Below are 16,212 nucleotides of genomic sequence, written 5' to 3'. Positions count from 1 at the left end.
CCTCGCAGGCCGGAGTCGGTCAGTTCACGGTTTCGGCCTGATGCAGGCGCGGCAGCAGACGGTCGAATTCGCGCTTGACGAGCCCGTAGCATTCGCAGGCGCGCGATTCGAGTCCCTGGCGGTCGAGCACCTTGATGTGGCCTCGGCTGTGATGGATGAGCCCTTCGCTGTGCAGCTTGCCGGCCGCTTCCGTGATGCCTTCGCGGCGCACCCCGAGCATGTCGGCGATCAGTTGCTGCGTGACGGTCAGCTCGTTCGACGCGACGCGGTCGACCTCGATCAGCAGCCAGCGGCACAGCTGCTTGCTGAGCGAGTGATGGCGGTTGCAGGCAGCGGTCTGCGCGACCTGGGTGAGCAGCGCATGCATGTACAGCAGCATCAGCCGGCGCAGCAGGTCGGAGTGCATGAACTGCTGGCGCAGCGCCTGGGCGGTCATCCGGTATGCGAAGCCGGCGCTCTGCACCTGCACGCGGTTCGGCATCGTTTCGCCGCCGGTCAGCACCGGCACGCCGGTCATCCCTTCGCGCCCGACGGCGGCGATCTCGACCGAGCTGCCGTCCTCCATCGTCGAGAGCATCGAAATGATCGCGGTGGTGGGGAAATAGACGTGGTGAATACGCTGGCCCGAATCGCACAGCAGCTGCTCGGTACGCAGATGCACGAGTTCGAGATGCGGAGTGAGCGCCTGCCATTCATGCGCGGGCAGCGCGCCAAGCAAATGATTGCCGTGCAGGTCGGATTGAAGCGTCAGCATGATTCGGTCCTCGCAAGAAGCCGTTGGAGCGGCTTCCGGTTCTTCTTACCCGTCACTGCGTTCCGTGAATATCGCCGCCTGGCGAGCGGCCGGAGAGGGACAGTGCGGGCCCCGTTAGGCTTCTGTGCACCGCGTTTTAGAGTGGAAAGCTGGAGCGGTGCAGGCCATGCACATCCGTTTTAGCGAGGAGCGTGCCAGGGGCGGCAAAGCGAGTATCGATGCGGTGCAGCGAAACGACGGGGGGATCGCGGGAGGCGAATGCGCCGATTTTGTTTCACTTCTGTACTATCGGCGCGGATTGAACAGAGGATTCGCAACGCGCGATTTTTTCGGGTCAACATGTTGATTTAAATCAAGAATGCAAAATTCCACGGACCCCGCCCAGGGACCGTGCCAGGGGAAAACGCGAGGTTTTGCGGCGCTTCGCGGCGAGGTCCAAGATGACTCAGAAATGATTCGGAAGTGTTCCACGCGTTTGGTGGGCCGCCGCACGGACATTTCGCTCGCAGCATCTTGACGAGTCAATGCGGGCGCATGCGCGCCGGCGGGCTGTATGGAACCGGCGCGAGCATGTGGGGCGTGGGTGCGGCCGGTGTGTGGCGTGGGTGGGGCCTGTGTGTGGCCTGTGTGCAGCGTGCATGCGGCGTACGTGCGGCGTGCGTCGGCCGGGGCGGTCAGCCGTACACAAGCGGTGTGTGCGCGTTGAGCGCGCGCACTTCGCCGGCGGGGCGCGCAGGCGCGGCGCCGGCGGCGAGCGGCAGCAGCGCGAGCGTGCGCGGCTGGCGGGGCGGCAGGTGGAACCAGTTGTCGGCGGCGCGGTAATGCACATCTGCAACATGCACGAAGCGGGCGAAGCGCTGCGCTTCGATCACGAGTTGCCAGCCGCCGGCAGCGGAGGCTTCGAGCGTGACGCTCAGTTCCGGGTCGGGCAGTGCGTTCGCGCCGCGGTCCGGAAAATGGCAGGCCTGCGACCAGATCGTGCCGCTGGCGGGATCGCGCAGCGTTGCAATCGTGACATCGTGTGCGCGCGGGCCGAAGCGATACGCATAAGTCAGATCGAAGAACTGTCCGAGGCACTCGGCCGCGGCCACGCATTGGCGGCTGCGCGGCGCGAGTTCCACAGCGCGCGTGGCCGACGCGACCGTCACCGCGCCGTCGCGCAGGCACCGCAGTTCAAGTTGCGCGTGCAACGATGTGGCGGTGTCGTTGACGAGATGCAGGTCGAGACCGTTCAGCCCTTCGTCGGTGATCAGCAGCTGGACCGGCTGCAGCACGTGCGCGAGCGCGTGCCATGCGCTCTTCGGCCGGCCGGCCGCATCGACGATGCCCCAGCCGGCGCCCGCGCGCAGATCCTGCCACTGCCAGACGAGCGCGCCGCCGCAGGTCGAGCCGGCGCGCCGCCACTCGGAAAACACCTCGCCCATCACGTCGGCGACGACCGCGCGCGACAGGTCGAGATAGCGCGCCGTGTCCTCGTAGCGCAGCCGCGCGGGCTCGACGCCGTACAGCGTCGCGAGGTAGTGGTCGCGCACGTCGTCGAAATCCCAGCCGGCGCCGGGGTCGCGCGGCACGGCCGCCTTCCAGCGCGGATCGTGCGGCTGGGTGGTGCCGAGCGCCTGCAGCAGCGTCGCGTCGTCCGGCACGTTCGCGAACGCGAGGCATTCGGCGGCGAAGCGTACCTGCGCGCGGCGCGCGTCGTCGAGCGGCCGCTGATACGCGCCGACCCCGTAGTAATGCGTGATGCCGGTGCGCGTCGAAAACGGCCAGGCGCCGCCGCCCGGCGAATTGTCGACGTACGGCACGTCGGGCCGCTCCTGTGCGACGAGTGCGGGCAACTGGCGCGTGAACAATGCTTGCTCGCGCAACGAAGGCGGCAGGCCGAACATGGCGGCCTGCTGGTCCGCCTCGCTGCCGCCGCACAGCACCGCGAGCGATGCATGACGGCGGGTGCGCGCGAGAAACTGCCGTGCTTCCGCGTCGACGTCGGCGACGAAAGCGTCGTCGGTCGGATAGTCGAAATTCGCAAAGGCGAAATCCTGCCAGATCAGGATCCCGTATTCGTCGGCGAGCGTGTAGAACGATTCGGATTCGTAAAACGCGATGCCGCTCACGCGCAGCATATTGATGCCCGCTTCGCGCGCGAGGCCGAACGCATGTGCCAGTTGCTGCGGCGTGCCGGCGAGCGTCACGAGGTCCGCGGTGGTCCAGCACGCGCCGCGGCAGAACACGGGGACGCCGTTGACCGACAGCGCGAAGTCGTCGCCGCGCGCGCCGCGTTCGACGTCGATCCGGCGAAATCCGAGCGGACCCAGTGCGTGTTGCACGCCGTCGAGGTCGAGCACAACCGGATAGCGGGTCGGTGCGCCATGCGTATGCGGCCACCAGCGCTCGGCGTGCGGTACGCGCAGTTCGCCGGCGAGCGTGTGCGCATCGCGCCAGCGCAGCGGCGCCCGCGCGCCGCCACAGTGCAGCGCGGCGGCCGGCGCGTCGTGCTGCGGATGAACGAACCGCAGCGTCAGCGAGACGACGCCGTCGCTGCCGTCGACGCGGCTGGCGAGGTCGACCGTGTCGAATGCGCGCGGGCGCGCGCCGAGCAGTTCGACCGGCCGCCACGGTCCGGCCGCTTGCAGCGGCGGACACCAGCCGGGCATGTGGCCGAGCAGCGTGGTGCGCACGTTGCGCAGCGTCGGCGGCGACACGAGACGCGGGCGCCAGCGCGCACGCGTGCGGCGCGCGGCCAGCAGCGGTTCGAGCGAGCGGAAGCACAACGCGAGCGTCGTGCTGCCCGCGAGCACCAGATCGAGGTCGTGCGCGACGAACATCGACGTGGTGTCGAGCCGCTTCTCGCCGTCGATCCACACCTCGGCGCGCGTCGCGAGCCCGTGCAGGCGCAGCCGGCGGTGACCGTGGCCTTCAAGCGTCAGCCGGTACCAGTGATCGCAGAACGCGAACGGCGGCGGGTGGTCGGGGTCGAGCCGGCCGGCCGCTTGCCACGCGGCCGCGACGGTGCCGGGCACCGGCGCGGCGAGCCAGCCCTCGGCGGGCCAGGCGTGCGGCGACGCGCACGCGCCGGCCGGGGTGCTCACGCATTGCCAGCCGGTGTCGAGCCGAAGCGGCGCGTCCGGCGCGAGCGGGCCGCTTTCGTGCGGTTCTCGAGGTTCTTGAGGCTCGTGCGCTTCGTGAGGTTCGTGCGGTTCGTGAGGCTCGTGCGGCTCGTGCGGCTCGTGCGCTTCGCGCAGCACAGGGTCGGCGCCGTGCGCCGCGCTGTCGGTGCGTCCGGCGCTTCCGGCGAGCGGCGACGGGGCAGTGCGCATGACGGTGGTCGCGCGGGTTCAGAGCGCGAGCGCGGCGAGCGGCGGCACGGTGCGCGCGTACGCGGCTTCGAGCACGTCGAAGCAGTCGTCGCACAGGTCGCGGCGGCCGCGCGCCATGGCCCGCACCAGACGGAACTGCATCACCATCGACTCCGACGCGATCTTCTGCGCGGCCTCGACGATGCCCGGCGGAATCTCGAAGCCCTCGCTCGCGAGCCACTGCACGTAGCGCGACAGGAATTCGAAATTCGCACCCAGTTGCCGCATCAGGTTGAACGAGTACAGATGGAAAAACTTCTCGCCGCGCGCGAGCAGCGTGTCGAGCTGCGCGGGAAACGCCGCGCGCCATTGCGTGATCGGGTTGTGCGCGGGCCGGCGGGCGAGATGCGTGCACAGCAGGTCCGCGGACGCGTCCGCGAGCGCGGTGCCCGCAAGCGGCGCCCGCACCTGTTTGGCGAACTCGACGTACGGAAACAGCAGGTCGGCCTGGCCGGCGAACTGCGGCAGTTTGCGGAACACGCCGTCGTAGTCCTCGCCGTCGAGCAGGTGATAGCCGGTGTTGTGGAAATAGCCGAGACGGCGCGCGGCCGGATCGATGTAGTCGATGCCGATCGTCGTCTTCGGATGCTCGCGGCGGTAGGACGTCGCGCGCGTGTTCGGCAGATAGAAGCCGTCCACTTCGACGAGTACCGTGTGGCCGCGCCGCGTCTGCGCGCACACGCGGTCTTCGAGCGAATCGTAGATCGCGAGCTCCTGCACCTGGATCCCGTAGAGGCGCTCGATGTCGTCGAGCGGGAATTTGAAGAACGTGAACTGGTCGCCCTCGAAATCCTGCGTGACGGTGAAGCCGAACGCCGCGCGCGGATCGCGTCCGAAGCCGTGCAGCACCTCGATCCACAGATCGACGTAGCAGTTGGTTTCCTGCCAGACCCGCTCGCCCTGATGCAGCGCGTGCGAGGTATGCGTGCGCAGGCCCGCGGGCGCCAGCGGCGCGGCCACCGGGGTGAGCGGGGGCGTCATGCGGCGTCTCCGGCGAGTGCGTGCGCGATGCGCGTTTTCGTGTCGCCCCACAGCAGCGCGCGCACGTCGTCCGGCCACGCGTTCACGTCGAGCCCGTGGTGGCGGAACAGCGCGAGCGTGATGCGCTCCATCCCGAAGCCGACGCACCCGGTGTGCGCGACCGAGCCGTCCGCGCAGGCGATCTTCCAGATCGCGCCGAAGTGATCCATGTGATAGTTGAACGACAGGCACGCGGTCTTGCCCTGCGGATTCGCAATCGGGATCAGCAGTTCGAACTTGAGCGCCTGCGCGCGCTGGCTGTCCGCGACGATCTTGCCGCCGCGCCCGAAGAACGGATCGTTCGCGAGATCGACCTCGACCGGCAACTGCAGCAGTTCGACGAGCGCCGAGCCCCGCTCGATCCACATCTGGCGGAATGCCATCACCTGTTCCGCGGTGCCGAGGCGCACGTACTCGCGCTGGCGGAACATCTGCATACGCGCCGGGTCGAGCGACGGCTCGTGGCGAAAGCAGTACGACAGCACGTCGATCGTGCGGCCGTCGGCGGGCAGCGGCCCGCGCCGCGCGAGCACCGGATACACCGGATAGCACGCGGCCGGCGTGAGCACGACGCGGGTCGGCTTCTGCTGCGCGAGCCATGCGTCGTCGCGTTCGTCGTCGCGCTCCGCGGCGGCGTCGTCGAGCGCGCGCAGCAGGCGCTGATGGCCGAGCTCGTTGCCGCAAAACGCATGGATCGTGCCGGCCAGATTCGGGAAGCTCTTCAGGTATTCGCTATCCTCGAAGTCGGTGCGGCGCATCGCCGGCGGAAAGCGCAGCACCTCCGGCGCCTGGTCCGCGCCCAGATGCGTGATGGCCCCGTTCAGGCGCTCGACCACGTCCTCGAATACCTGGCTGTGTCCGTACAGCCCGTTTTCGCCGGTGTCGATCAGGATGCCGCTCGCGAGCAGCGCGTCGCGGAACGCCGGTGCGTCGTGCTGGGCGCGCGCGAGCGCGGCGGTGTCGGTCATCGTGTTCATGTCAGGCTCTCCCCGGGGCGGCCGGCCGCTGCGCGAGCAGCAGGCTCGCGGTGTTCTGCGCGATGCGGTCGTTGCTGATCATCAGCGGGGCGGAGTACAGGTCGCGCAGATGCCGTCCCACGCTGTAGTCGGTGCCGTTCTTGTAGCCGGCCATGCCGCAGATCATCAGCACCTCCTGCACCACCTGCAGCGCGGTGGTCGAGATGCTGGTCTTCAGCGTGTTCATGTCGGAGGCGAAGCCGAGCTGCGCGGCGAGCGGCTGGTCGGCCTGGCAGCCGTGCTGCGCCGCGCGCTGCGCGGCGCGCAGCGCGTCGAGCGCGACCGCGAGGCGCGCCTGCATCATCTGCAGCAGCCCGACTGCCTCGGCGAGCCGCCGCCCGGCGGGCAGCACCGCACCCGGGCGCGCGCGCGCCTGGGCACGGAAGAAGGCTTTCGCGCGATTGACCGCGTCGGCGGCGACGCCGGTCCACACCGACGCCCACAGCGTATGCGAGACCGGCTGCATCGTCTGGTCCGCGATGTCGGCGAACGGCGCCGGCAGCATCTGCGCGGCGAGGCCGTCGCCGACCAGCCGGAAGCCCTCCGAGCAGGTGCCGCGCATGCCGAGCGAGTCCCAGACGCCGCGCGGTTCGAGCGTGGTGTCGTCGCGCAGCAGCACGACCATCACCTGGTCGGCGGCGGCCGCTTCCGCGTTGCGGCGTGCCGTGACGAGAATGCCGTCAGCCTGCGCGCCGTAGGAGATCGTCGGCGCAAGCTTTTCGAGGTGCAGCCGCTCGCCGTCCCGCTCGACCGCGCAGGCGCTGGTGCGCACGTTGCCGCCGATGGTTTCCTCAGACGTCGCCGACGCGAGCAGCCATTGCCGGGCCGCGAGCTGCGTGAGCAGTTCGCGATGCCAGGGGGAACCGGCGCCGTGCGTGACGATGCAGGCGACCTGGATCTGGTGCATCGCATAGACCATCGCGCTCGATGCGCAGCCTTGCGCGAGCGTCTCGCAGATCACCGCGACGTCCGCGAGCGGCAGGCCGGCGCCGCCGAACGCCTGCGGCACCAGTGCGGACAGCAGGCGTTCGCGGCGCAGCGCGTCGAATGCCTCGGCCGGAAAGCGCGCGTCGCGATCGACCGCGTCGGCATGGCGCGCGGCGACTTCGGCCGCGCGCTGCGCGGCGGCGCGCCAGCCGTCGGCGGATTCGACGGCGGCCAGCGCCGCGGCGCCCGCCGGCGGCGCGCAGTCGGGCGCGCTCGCCTCGTGCAGGAGCGGGGCGTTCATGCGGCCGCCTTTGCCTGCTGCAGTTCGGTGACCGCCGCCGCAAGCGAATCGATGCTCGAAAAGAGCCGGCGCGTGAGCATCCGGTCGGGAATCTCGATGTCGAACTCGTCCTCGATCGCGAGCATCAGGTGCACGGTGGCGAGCGACGACAGGCCTGCGGCGTAGAGGTCGGCATCGTCGGCCAGCGTGTCGGGCGGCACGTCGAGGCGTGCCGACTCGGAAAGAATGCGTCGCAGAGCTGATTTCATGGAAAGGCGCCCCCCTCAGGGAAATATCGATGGAATCGTGCATCCGGGTGCGGCCGGATACGCCGGGCACCGCGGACAAGGGCGGCGCGCGCCGGTTGGACGTATTTAACTGAGCGCGACGCGCCAGCGTCGGTGCGCTTCCGCACGGAGATGCGAGCGTCGGCGGCGGTAACGTGGCAGCCATGCAGACGGGCATGGTCCGTCATCCGGATCGCTGGGGGAATCTGATGAACTGGAAAACGCTCGAATTCGAACAGTTCACGCCGCGCGAGCTGTATCTCGTGATGCGCGCGCGCAGTGCCGTGTTCGTGGTCGAACAGTCGCACGTATGTCTCGATGCCGATGGGCGCGACGAGCGGGCGCTGCACGTGTTCGCGGTCGAGGACATGACGCGCACGATGCCGGTGATGGCCTATGCGCGGATCCAGCCCGGCGACGCGGAAGATCCCGACGTGGTGATCGACAAGGTGCTCACGAGCCCGACGCGGCGCGGCGACGGCACCGCCGACGAGCTGATCGAACGGGTGCTGCAGGCGAGCCTCGAACGCTGGGCCGCGCGCGCGGTGCGGGTGACCGCGCCGGTGAGCCTGCGCGGCTTCTACGAGCAGTTCGGCTTTCGCAAGACGGAGGGGCCGTTTCTCGAACACGGGATGCCCTTCATCGGTCTCACGTGCCAGTTGCGCGGCGCGCGCGCGGCGGCGGGCGGCTGGCGCCGCGAGCGCCCGACGGCGTCGCTCGTCAGCACGTTCGAGCTGTTGTGAGCGCGGACGATGATGGACGCGACGGCCGTTCCGCTGCGCCCGGCCCGGCGCCCTCCGCGCGCGCGCTCGCACCTCGCGCGCCTGATCGGCCCGGTGGCAACGCCGGTGACGATGTTCGTGCTCACGCTCGTGCTCGCGGTCGCGCATCAGGGCAAGCTGCTCGAACTGCTCTACACGCCGATGTCGTTTGCGATCGCGTATTACCTGTACCGGCGCCATCCGGCGCATTACCTCGGCTTTGTCTGCTGGCTGTTCTTCCTCACGCCGGAAGTGCGGCGTCTCGCGGACTTCTTCAACGGCGTGTTCAATCCGAAAAGCCCGATCATGGTGGCGCCGCTGCTCGCGGCGATGCTCTCGGGACTCGCGCTGCTGACCCACTACCGCTCGCTCGGACAGCGCCGCGCGGCGCCGCTGCTGCTGGTGATGGCGGGCGTGTTCTACGGCTACGTGGTCGGGCTCGTGAACGCGGGCGTCGCGCCGGCCACCTATGATCTGATCAACTGGCTGTTTCCGGCGCTGATCGGTTTTCGCCTCGTGACGACGTGGCGCGAGTATCCGGCCTACCATCGCGTGCTGCTGAAGACGTTTGTCTACGGCACGTTTGCGATGGGTGCGTACGCAATCTTCCAGTTCATCGACCCGCCGCCGTGGACCGCGTTCTGGATGCTCGCATCGGGCATGGTGGTCGACGGGCAGGCGGTGCCGTTTGGCATGCGCGTATCGAGCACGATGAATTCGGCCGGCCCGTTCGCGAACACGATCATGACCGGCATCCTGATCTCGCTCGCGGCGCGCGGCCGGCTCGCGGCGGGCGCGGTGCTGGCCGGCGTCCCCGCGCTGCTGTTCACGTCGGTGCGCGCGGCGTGGGGCGGCGCGCTGGTGGGCCTGATCTATCCGTTTGCGATGCTCGACGGCCGCAGCCGCGTGCGCCTGATCGCGTGCGTGATCGCGTTCGCCGGGCTCTGCATGCCGCTGATGCTGATCAACGAGGTGTCGCAGCGGCTCGATTCGCGCTTCGACACGCTCGCGCATCTGAGCCAGGACCAGAGCTTTCGCGAGCGCGCCGGCTTCTACGATACGTTCATCTCGACCGCGGTCAGCGACATCGGCGGCGTCGGGCTCGGCATGACCGGGCTCAGCACGCGCCTCGGCAGCGACGCGCCGAAGGGCGGCGTCGGCTTCGACAGCGGCGTGATGCAGGTGCCCTACGTGCTCGGCTGGCCCGGTACGCTGCTGTACGCGACCGGCATGCTGGTGATGCTGTGGCGCGCGTTCATGGCGAGCTTCGCGCGCGCCTACGACCGCTTCGCGATTTCGGGGGCGGGCGTGGCGGCCGCGATCCTGTCGATGATGGTGTTCATCGACACGCTGCAGGCGCTGCCCGGCGCGTTCTACGTGATCGGCGTGCTGATGCCGGTGATCGGGCTGCGCCATGCGCGCGAAGGGCAGGCGCGCGCACGCGCCGCGCAGCCGGCGCGCGCGAGGGCGGCGCGATGAGGATTCTGCTGGTCACGCACGTGGTCGTGCAGACCGACGGCCAGGGCCGCGTGAACTACGAAATCGTGCGCGCCGCGCTGGCCGCGGGCCACACGGTCACGCTGCTCGCGGCGCAGGCGGCGCCCGAATTGCTGACGCATGCGCGGCTGCGCTTCGTGCGCATGCCGGTGAGCCGGCTGCCGACCCGCCTGCTGCAGTATCAGCTGTTCGCACTGCGCTGCGGCGCATGGATACGCGCGCATCGCGACGCATTCGACGTGATCCAGGTGGACGGCTTCATCGCCTGGGCGCGCGCGGACGTGAACGCGGTGCACTTCGTGCATGACGGCTGGTATCGCTGCGGCTTCTACCCCTATCGGCTGCGTGACGGCGCGTATGCGGCCTATCAGGTTCTCTACACGCGCGTGAACGTGTGGTGCGAGAAGTGGGCGCTGCGCCATAGCCGCGCGATCGTGCCGGTGTCGCGCAAGGTCGCCGCCGAAGTGCGCGCGGCGGGCATCGACGGCGCGCGCCTGCAGACGATCCACAATGGCGTCGACATCGACGAGTTCGCGCCGGGCCTGCCCGGGCGCGCGCGCTTCGGCTTGCCGGTGCAGCCGTTCATGCTGCTGTTCGCGGGCGATCTGAAGGTGTCGCGCAAGAATCTGGACACGGTGCTGCGCGCGCTCGCCGCCACGCCCGCGCACGTTCATCTCGCGGTGGCCGGGCATCTGCGCAACAGTCCGTTTCCGGCAATGGCGCGCACGCTCGGCATCGACACGCGCGTGCACTTCCTCGACTTCGTCGCCGACATGCCGGCGCTGATGCGCTCGGTCGACGCATTCGTGTTTCCGTCGCGCTACGAGCCGATGGGGCTGGTGATCCTGGAGGCGCTTGCGAGCGCGCTGCCGGTCATCACGGTGGCCAGCGCGGGCGGCGCCGAGGTGATCGACGCCCGTTGCGGGATCGTGCTCGACAACCCCGAGGACGCGAGCGCGCTGGCCGGCGCCGTCACCGCGCTCGCCTGCGACAGCGCGCGCGCCCGCGCGATGGGCGAGGCGGCGCGCGAGCGCGCCCGCGCGTTGAGCTGGCAACAGATGGCCGCACGCTATCTCGCGCTGTACGACGATCTTGCGGCCCGCCCGTCGGCGCAGCCGCTGCGGGTCGCGGCCGATCCGCTGTCGGGCGGCTCATGAGTCCGCTCGACTCGCTGCAGATCGGCATGCACTGGTTCGGCGAGCGGCCGGGCGGGCTCGACCGCATGTTCAAGGCATTGATCGAATCGCTGCCTGCGCAGGGCGTCAACGTGCGCGGCGTCGTCGCCGGCAGCGCCGCCGTGCACGAAGCGTCCGGCGGCCGGGTCGACGCATTCGCGCCCGCGCAGGAGCGCCTCGGCACGCGGCTGTGGCGCGCGCGGGCGCTGTCGCGGCAACTGAAGCGCGCGGCGCCGCCGGACGTGGTCGCCGCGCACTTCGCGCTCTATACGGCGCCGACGCTCGGGCTCTTTCCGCGCACGCCGCGGGTCGTCCACTTTCACGGACCGTGGGCCGCGGAGGGCGGCGTCGAAGGGCGCGGACGCCTGTCGCGCAGCGTGCGCCATGCGATCGAGTGGAGCGTCTATCACGGCGGGGCGCGGCACATCGTGCTGTCGCGGGCGTTCGGCCAGATCCTGCACGAGAGCTATGGCGTCGCGGAAAAGCGCATCCGCGTGGTGCCGGGTTGCGTCGATGTCGCGCACTTCGATGCGCGGGCGACCCAGCGCGAAGCGCGTCGCCTGCTCGGCTTGCCGAACGACCGCCCGCAGCTCTTCTGCATTCGCCGGCTGGTGTCGCGCATGGGTCTCGAAGACCTGATCGACGCGATGTTCGTCGTGCGGCAGGCCGTGCCCGACGCGCTGCTGACGATTGCCGGCAAAGGCCCGCTCGAACCGGCGCTGCGCGCGCGCATCGCGGCGCGCGGGCTCGACGCGCACGTGACGCTCGCGGGCTTCGTGCCCGACGACGCGCTGCCGCTGTGGTATCGCGCGGCGGACCTGACGGTGGTGCCGACCGTCTCGCTCGAAGGCTTCGGGCTGACGACCGTCGAGTCGCTCGCCGCCGGTACGCCGGTGCTGGTGACGCCGGTCGGCGGGCTGCCCGAGGTGGTGGCGCCGCTGTCGACCGCGCTCGTGCTGCCGTCGGTGGGCTTTCATGCGATCGGCGACGGCATGGTCGACGCGCTGCTCGGACGCCGTGCGTTGCCGGACGCCGAGACCTGCCGCGCGTATGCGCGCGCGCACTTCGATCAGCCGGTGGTGGCCGCGCAGGTGGCGGCCGTATACCGCGACGCGGTGGCGGACGCGTGAGGGCGGAATGCACGGAATGCACGGAATGCACGGAATGCACGGAATGCACGGCGCGCCCGCCTGTGCGCGGCCGGCCGGGTTCGGGCACCGCATCCAGGCACCGCATCCGGGCCGCGCACCGGTTGCGTGTCACTGCGGGCCGCCGCACAGACCGCGCTGCGGCAATCGCCGAGCATCGTGATGAGCGGGCCGCGCGACGCACGCGCCCACGGCTTCGGATCCGAACGCAGCGGCACACATCCATGAACATTCTTCACCTCGCCAATCACGCGCAGAAAATCGGCAACGGCATCGTCAACATGATGGTGGACCTCGCCTGCACGCAGGCGGACGCCGGCCATCAGGTGACCGTCGCGACCGCCGGCGGCGAATTCGAGGCGCTGCTCGCGCGGCATCGCGTCGCGCATGTGGTGTTGCCGCAGTCGCCGCGGCTCGCGCGGCTGCCGTCGATGCTGCGCGATTTCCGGCAGGTGGTCGCGCACAGCCGTCCCGATGTCGTGCACGCGCACATGATGACCGGCGCGCTGATCGCGCGGCTCGCATGCTGGCGCCCGCGCTACGCGCTCGTGACCACCGTGCACAACGAGTTTCAGCGCAGCGCGCGGCTGATGGGCGTGGGCGACCGCGTGGTCGGCGTGACGCGCGCGGTCGCGGCGTCGATGGCGCGTCGCGGGATTCCGCTGCACCGCCTCGCCGTGGTGCGCAACGGCACGATCGGCACGCCGCGCTTCGACGCGCTCGCCGTGCCTGCCGCGCCCGCGTCGCCGCGGCTGCAGCGCCCGAGCATCGTCACGCTGGCGGGCGTGTATCGCCGCAAGGGCATTCAGGATCTGCTGCGCGCGTTCGCGCGGCTGTGCGCGCGCCATCCGGGCGCGGCGCTGTACGTGGTCGGGGACGGCCCGGACCGCGCCGAAATGGAAACGCTCGCGCGCGAACTCGGCATTGCGCCGAGCACGCACTTTGTCGGCTTCGTCGACGACCCGCGCCCGTATCTCGCGCAGGCGGACGTGTTCGTGCTGGCGTCGCACGCGGATCCGGCGCCGCTCGTGCTGTGCGAGGCGCGCGAGCAGGGCTGCGCGATTGTCGCGACGCGTGTCGACGGGATTCCCGAGATGCTCGACGACGGCGAAGCCGGGCTGCTCGTGCCGCCCGCCGAGCCGGCGGCGCTCGCCGCCGCGATCGATCTGCTGCTCACCGACGTGAGCGCCCACGCGGCGCTCGTCGCGCGCGCGCGCCGGGGCCTCGACGCGTTCGGCGTGCAGCAGGTCTGCGACAGCTACATGACGATCTACCGGCAGACGCTCGACGACCTCGCCGTGCGCCGGCCGCGCGGGGAGCCCGCGCGCGACGTCCACAACTCGACGCCGCTGTGAATCCGCGCGGCGCCGATCCGGCGCGGCCACGGCGCGCCGCAACGGAATCGGCCACGCGGCCTGTCAACCAAAGGGAGAGCCTGATGAACTGTCCGAACCGCCGCGCGCGACGCACGACCGGAGGGGCGCGATGAACGCGCGCACCGCCGATGCCTGCGATGCCGCCGCGACACCGCCCGCGTTCGCCGTGTGCGTGACGACGATGAACCGCGTCGACACGCTTGCCGCCTGCCTCGCGACGCTCGCGCGCTGCGCTCCCGCGCCGCGCGTGATCGTCGTCAGCGACGACTCGCCGGACCCGGCCGTGCGCGCGCAGAACGAGGCCGCCGTGCAGGCGCATCCGGGTGTCGTGTATCTGGCGGGCCCGCGACGCGGCGTCTGCGCGAACCGCAATAACGCGGTCCGCTATTGCCTGCAGCAGGCGCGCGATTGCGATCACGTGTCGTTTGTCGATGACGACGTGATGCTGGAGCGCGATTTCTTTGCGCAGGCGCGCGACCATCTGCAGCGCGTGCCGCCCGCGCGGCGAAGCCGCACGATCCTGACGGGCGGAGCATCGAGCGGTCCGCATCTGCACGAATGCTGGCCGACGCGGCTGTCGTTCGCCTGCTATTTCACGCGCAGCACCGATCCGCAATGCGTCAATATGCACTGCTCACTTTTTCCGCTCGCGCTGTTCGACACCGAGCTGTGGGACGAGAACATCTTTTTCGGCACCGAGGATGCGGAGCTGTGCCTGCGTGCGCGCAGCCGCGGCTACACGATCGAACTCGAACCGGGGATGCGCTCGCGCGACACGATGCCCGGCGCCGGCGTGCTGACGGGCACCCGGACGCGCGCCGGAATGACCCGCTATCAGGTCAGCTGCGAGGCGGCGCGGCTCTATGTCGGCGTGAAGCGCTATAGCGTGATCGAACCCAGCGCGCTGCGCTGCACGGCCTTCCTGCTGTACTACTTCGCGCACATGACGGTGTATCTCGCACGGCGGCGCGCGCTGTCCCAGCTCGTGCCGATCGTGCGGATCTCGAACGTCTGGCGCGTGCGCCGCGCCGCCTGACGCGCGCACCCGACGGCAGCGGCGCGGCTCGCGGTATGCGCCGGCTGTGCGCGGGCCGGGTTGTCCGGGGGGACGGCCCGGCCTCAGCGCAGGTTCAGTCCGCGTGCAGCGCCACGCGCGTCCACACCTTGCGCGCGAAGCGGCGCAGTGCTTCCGACTGCGCGAACGAGTACGCGAGATCCGCGCCGCTGACGATGCCGGCGGCCGCGACGAGCGCGGGCAGTCCGGCGAGCGACGACGCGAGCAGCAGCGCGACGACGAGACACGCCAGATGCGCGACCATGTTGCCGACGACCGGACGCGCATCGAGCCGGGCGAAATACAGGTAGAGCCCATAGTCGAGCGCGACCTTGACGACCACGACGAGCGCGGTCGCATGCATCCCCCAGCGATGCGTGACGAACCACAGCGCGCCGACGAACACCGGCAGTTCGAGCCAGCTGAGCCGCGCGACGACCGCCGGATTGCCCTGCGCCTGGATCAGGATGCCGAGGATGCCGGACTGCCCGGTGAGCCAGACGCCGATGATCAGCACGCGCCCGAGCGGCGCGGACACCGCTGCCAGCTGAGGTCCGATCCAGAGCTTCAGGAACGGTTCGAGCGCGAACATCGCGACGATCATGCAGGGCGTGAACACGCCGGTCAGGAAGCCGAGCGCGTCGTGCGCGAGCCGCCGCGCCTGCTCGCGCGAGGCGCCCGACAGGCGCGGGAACAGCGAGCGCAGCATCGCGCTCGGCAGCATGTTCAGCCGCGTCACGAGATTCTGCGGCGTCGCATAGTAGGTCACGAAGCGCGCGCCGAGGATCGAGCCGACCAGCACGCGGTCGATCGTGCCGGCGATCGCGCCTGCGCCGGAGAACAGCAGCGTCCACTTGCCATACGCGAACAGCTCGGCGATCACCGCGCGCCGCGGTGCGCGAAAGCGCCGGATGCCGAGCGCGCGGAACGTCGCGATGCCGAGCATCACGCCCGCGATCACGCGCGCGATGACGGCCGCCGGAATCACCACCGCGAGCGACGGCGAGAACGCATAGATCGCCGCGAGCGGCAGCAACTGGAACAGCATCGTGCCGAGCGTCTGGTTCGTGTTGTAGCTCGCGAAGCGCTCGACCGCGGTGATCGCGCCGGCGAATACCCACATCACGTTGGCGAGCGGGACGGCGAGCGCGATCCACGGCAGCGCGGCCAGCACTTCGTGCTGGAACGCGGGCGCGATGCGCGCGCCGTCCGTCACGTAGAAGTACGCGCCGGCATAGACGAGCGCACCGCCGGCGAGGCCGGTGACGAAGTTCAGGCAGCACGCGCCCCAGAAAATGTGCTCGACCGCGTCGGGGTCGGCGTGGCGCGCCTTCGCGATCTGGTTTTCGGTCGCGAGGCTCGTGCCGAGATCGAGCAGGCTAAAGTAGCCGATCAGCGCCCAGACGAGGTTGATCACGCCGTAGCGCTCGACGCCCATCAGGCGGATATAGGCGGGCACGGTGCCGAGCGACACGAAGGTCGGCGCGACGAGACCCGCGAAATTGATGACGATGTTCTTCAGCAGGGTCTTTTCCATGGCAGCCCGGTCGTGCGCGGCGCGCCG

13 protein-coding genes are annotated in these 16,212 nt (G+C 70.1%); 6 read left to right on the top strand and 7 right to left on the bottom strand.

What is annotated here, in order from left to right; genetic code table 11:
• Positions 1-19: 19 nt before the first annotated feature.
• The 6 genes from AC3AP7_RS09475 to AC3AP7_RS09450 form a co-directional block, all read right to left on the bottom strand.
• Positions 20-754 carry a Crp/Fnr family transcriptional regulator gene (locus tag AC3AP7_RS09475; protein ID WP_475763681.1) on the bottom strand — a complete coding sequence of 245 codons (735 nt, stop codon included), beginning with the start codon at positions 752-754 and terminating at the stop codon, positions 20-22.
• Positions 755-1,428: 674 nt separating this feature from the next.
• Entirely contained in the window at positions 1,429-4,068 is a 2,640-nt protein-coding gene (locus AC3AP7_RS09470; protein WP_475763683.1) for a glycoside hydrolase family 2 protein, read from the bottom strand.
• Positions 4,069-4,086: 18 nt separating this feature from the next.
• The gene (locus AC3AP7_RS09465; RefSeq protein ID WP_475763685.1) at positions 4,087-5,088 is read right to left on the bottom strand and encodes a DUF1839 family protein; all 1,002 of its coding nucleotides are present in this window, start codon (positions 5,086-5,088) and stop codon (positions 4,087-4,089) included.
• Complete coding sequence (locus AC3AP7_RS09460; RefSeq protein WP_475763687.1) at positions 5,085-6,104, bottom strand: amino acid--[acyl-carrier-protein] ligase; 1,020 nt, start codon at positions 6,102-6,104, stop codon at positions 5,085-5,087. The genes AC3AP7_RS09465 and AC3AP7_RS09460 overlap by 4 nt, the downstream gene beginning before the upstream one ends.
• Before the next feature lies 1 nt (position 6,105).
• Positions 6,106-7,371, bottom strand: coding sequence for an acyl-CoA dehydrogenase family protein (locus AC3AP7_RS09455; RefSeq protein ID WP_475763688.1), 1,266 nt, complete (start codon positions 7,369-7,371; stop codon positions 6,106-6,108).
• Positions 7,368-7,619, bottom strand: coding sequence for an acyl carrier protein (locus AC3AP7_RS09450; protein ID WP_475763690.1), 252 nt, complete (start codon positions 7,617-7,619; stop codon positions 7,368-7,370). Before AC3AP7_RS09450 ends, AC3AP7_RS09455 begins: the two co-directional genes overlap by 4 nt.
• Before the next feature lie 227 nt (positions 7,620-7,846).
• Between AC3AP7_RS09450 and AC3AP7_RS09445 the strand changes: the two genes are divergently transcribed.
• From AC3AP7_RS09445 to AC3AP7_RS09420, 6 genes are all read left to right on the top strand, one after another.
• Positions 7,847-8,380, top strand: a complete 534-nt coding sequence (locus tag AC3AP7_RS09445; RefSeq protein ID WP_475767996.1) for a GNAT family N-acetyltransferase — start codon at positions 7,847-7,849, stop codon at positions 8,378-8,380.
• Between the two features lie 9 nt (positions 8,381-8,389).
• Positions 8,390-9,877 (top strand): hypothetical protein, encoded by a 1,488-nt coding sequence (locus tag AC3AP7_RS09440; protein ID WP_475763692.1) that lies wholly within the window; start codon positions 8,390-8,392, stop codon positions 9,875-9,877.
• Entirely contained in the window at positions 9,874-11,052 is a 1,179-nt protein-coding gene (locus AC3AP7_RS09435; protein WP_475763694.1) for a glycosyltransferase family 4 protein, read from the top strand. Before AC3AP7_RS09440 ends, AC3AP7_RS09435 begins: the two co-directional genes overlap by 4 nt.
• The gene (locus AC3AP7_RS09430; protein WP_475763696.1) at positions 11,049-12,200 is read left to right on the top strand and encodes a glycosyltransferase family 4 protein; all 1,152 of its coding nucleotides are present in this window, start codon (positions 11,049-11,051) and stop codon (positions 12,198-12,200) included. The genes AC3AP7_RS09435 and AC3AP7_RS09430 overlap by 4 nt, the downstream gene beginning before the upstream one ends.
• 242 nt (positions 12,201-12,442) lie before the next feature.
• A complete protein-coding gene (locus tag AC3AP7_RS09425) occupies positions 12,443-13,573 on the top strand; it encodes a glycosyltransferase (RefSeq protein ID WP_475763698.1) in 1,131 nt (376 codons plus the stop codon).
• Between the two features lie 130 nt (positions 13,574-13,703).
• Positions 13,704-14,630, top strand: a complete 927-nt coding sequence (locus tag AC3AP7_RS09420) for a glycosyltransferase family 2 protein (RefSeq protein ID WP_475763700.1) — start codon at positions 13,704-13,706, stop codon at positions 14,628-14,630.
• 94 nt (positions 14,631-14,724) lie between these two features.
• On the opposite strand, the gene AC3AP7_RS09415 is transcribed toward AC3AP7_RS09420, so the two are convergent.
• Positions 14,725-16,185 carry an oligosaccharide flippase family protein gene (locus AC3AP7_RS09415; protein ID WP_475763702.1) on the bottom strand — a complete coding sequence of 487 codons (1,461 nt, stop codon included), beginning with the start codon at positions 16,183-16,185 and terminating at the stop codon, positions 14,725-14,727.
• Positions 16,186-16,212 lie beyond the last annotated feature (27 nt).

It is taken from the genome of Paraburkholderia sp. PAMB 6770 (genome assembly GCF_057748135.1).
The sequence above is the reverse complement of the archived record's forward strand: the minus strand, read 5'-3'. Positions and strand labels throughout refer to the sequence as shown.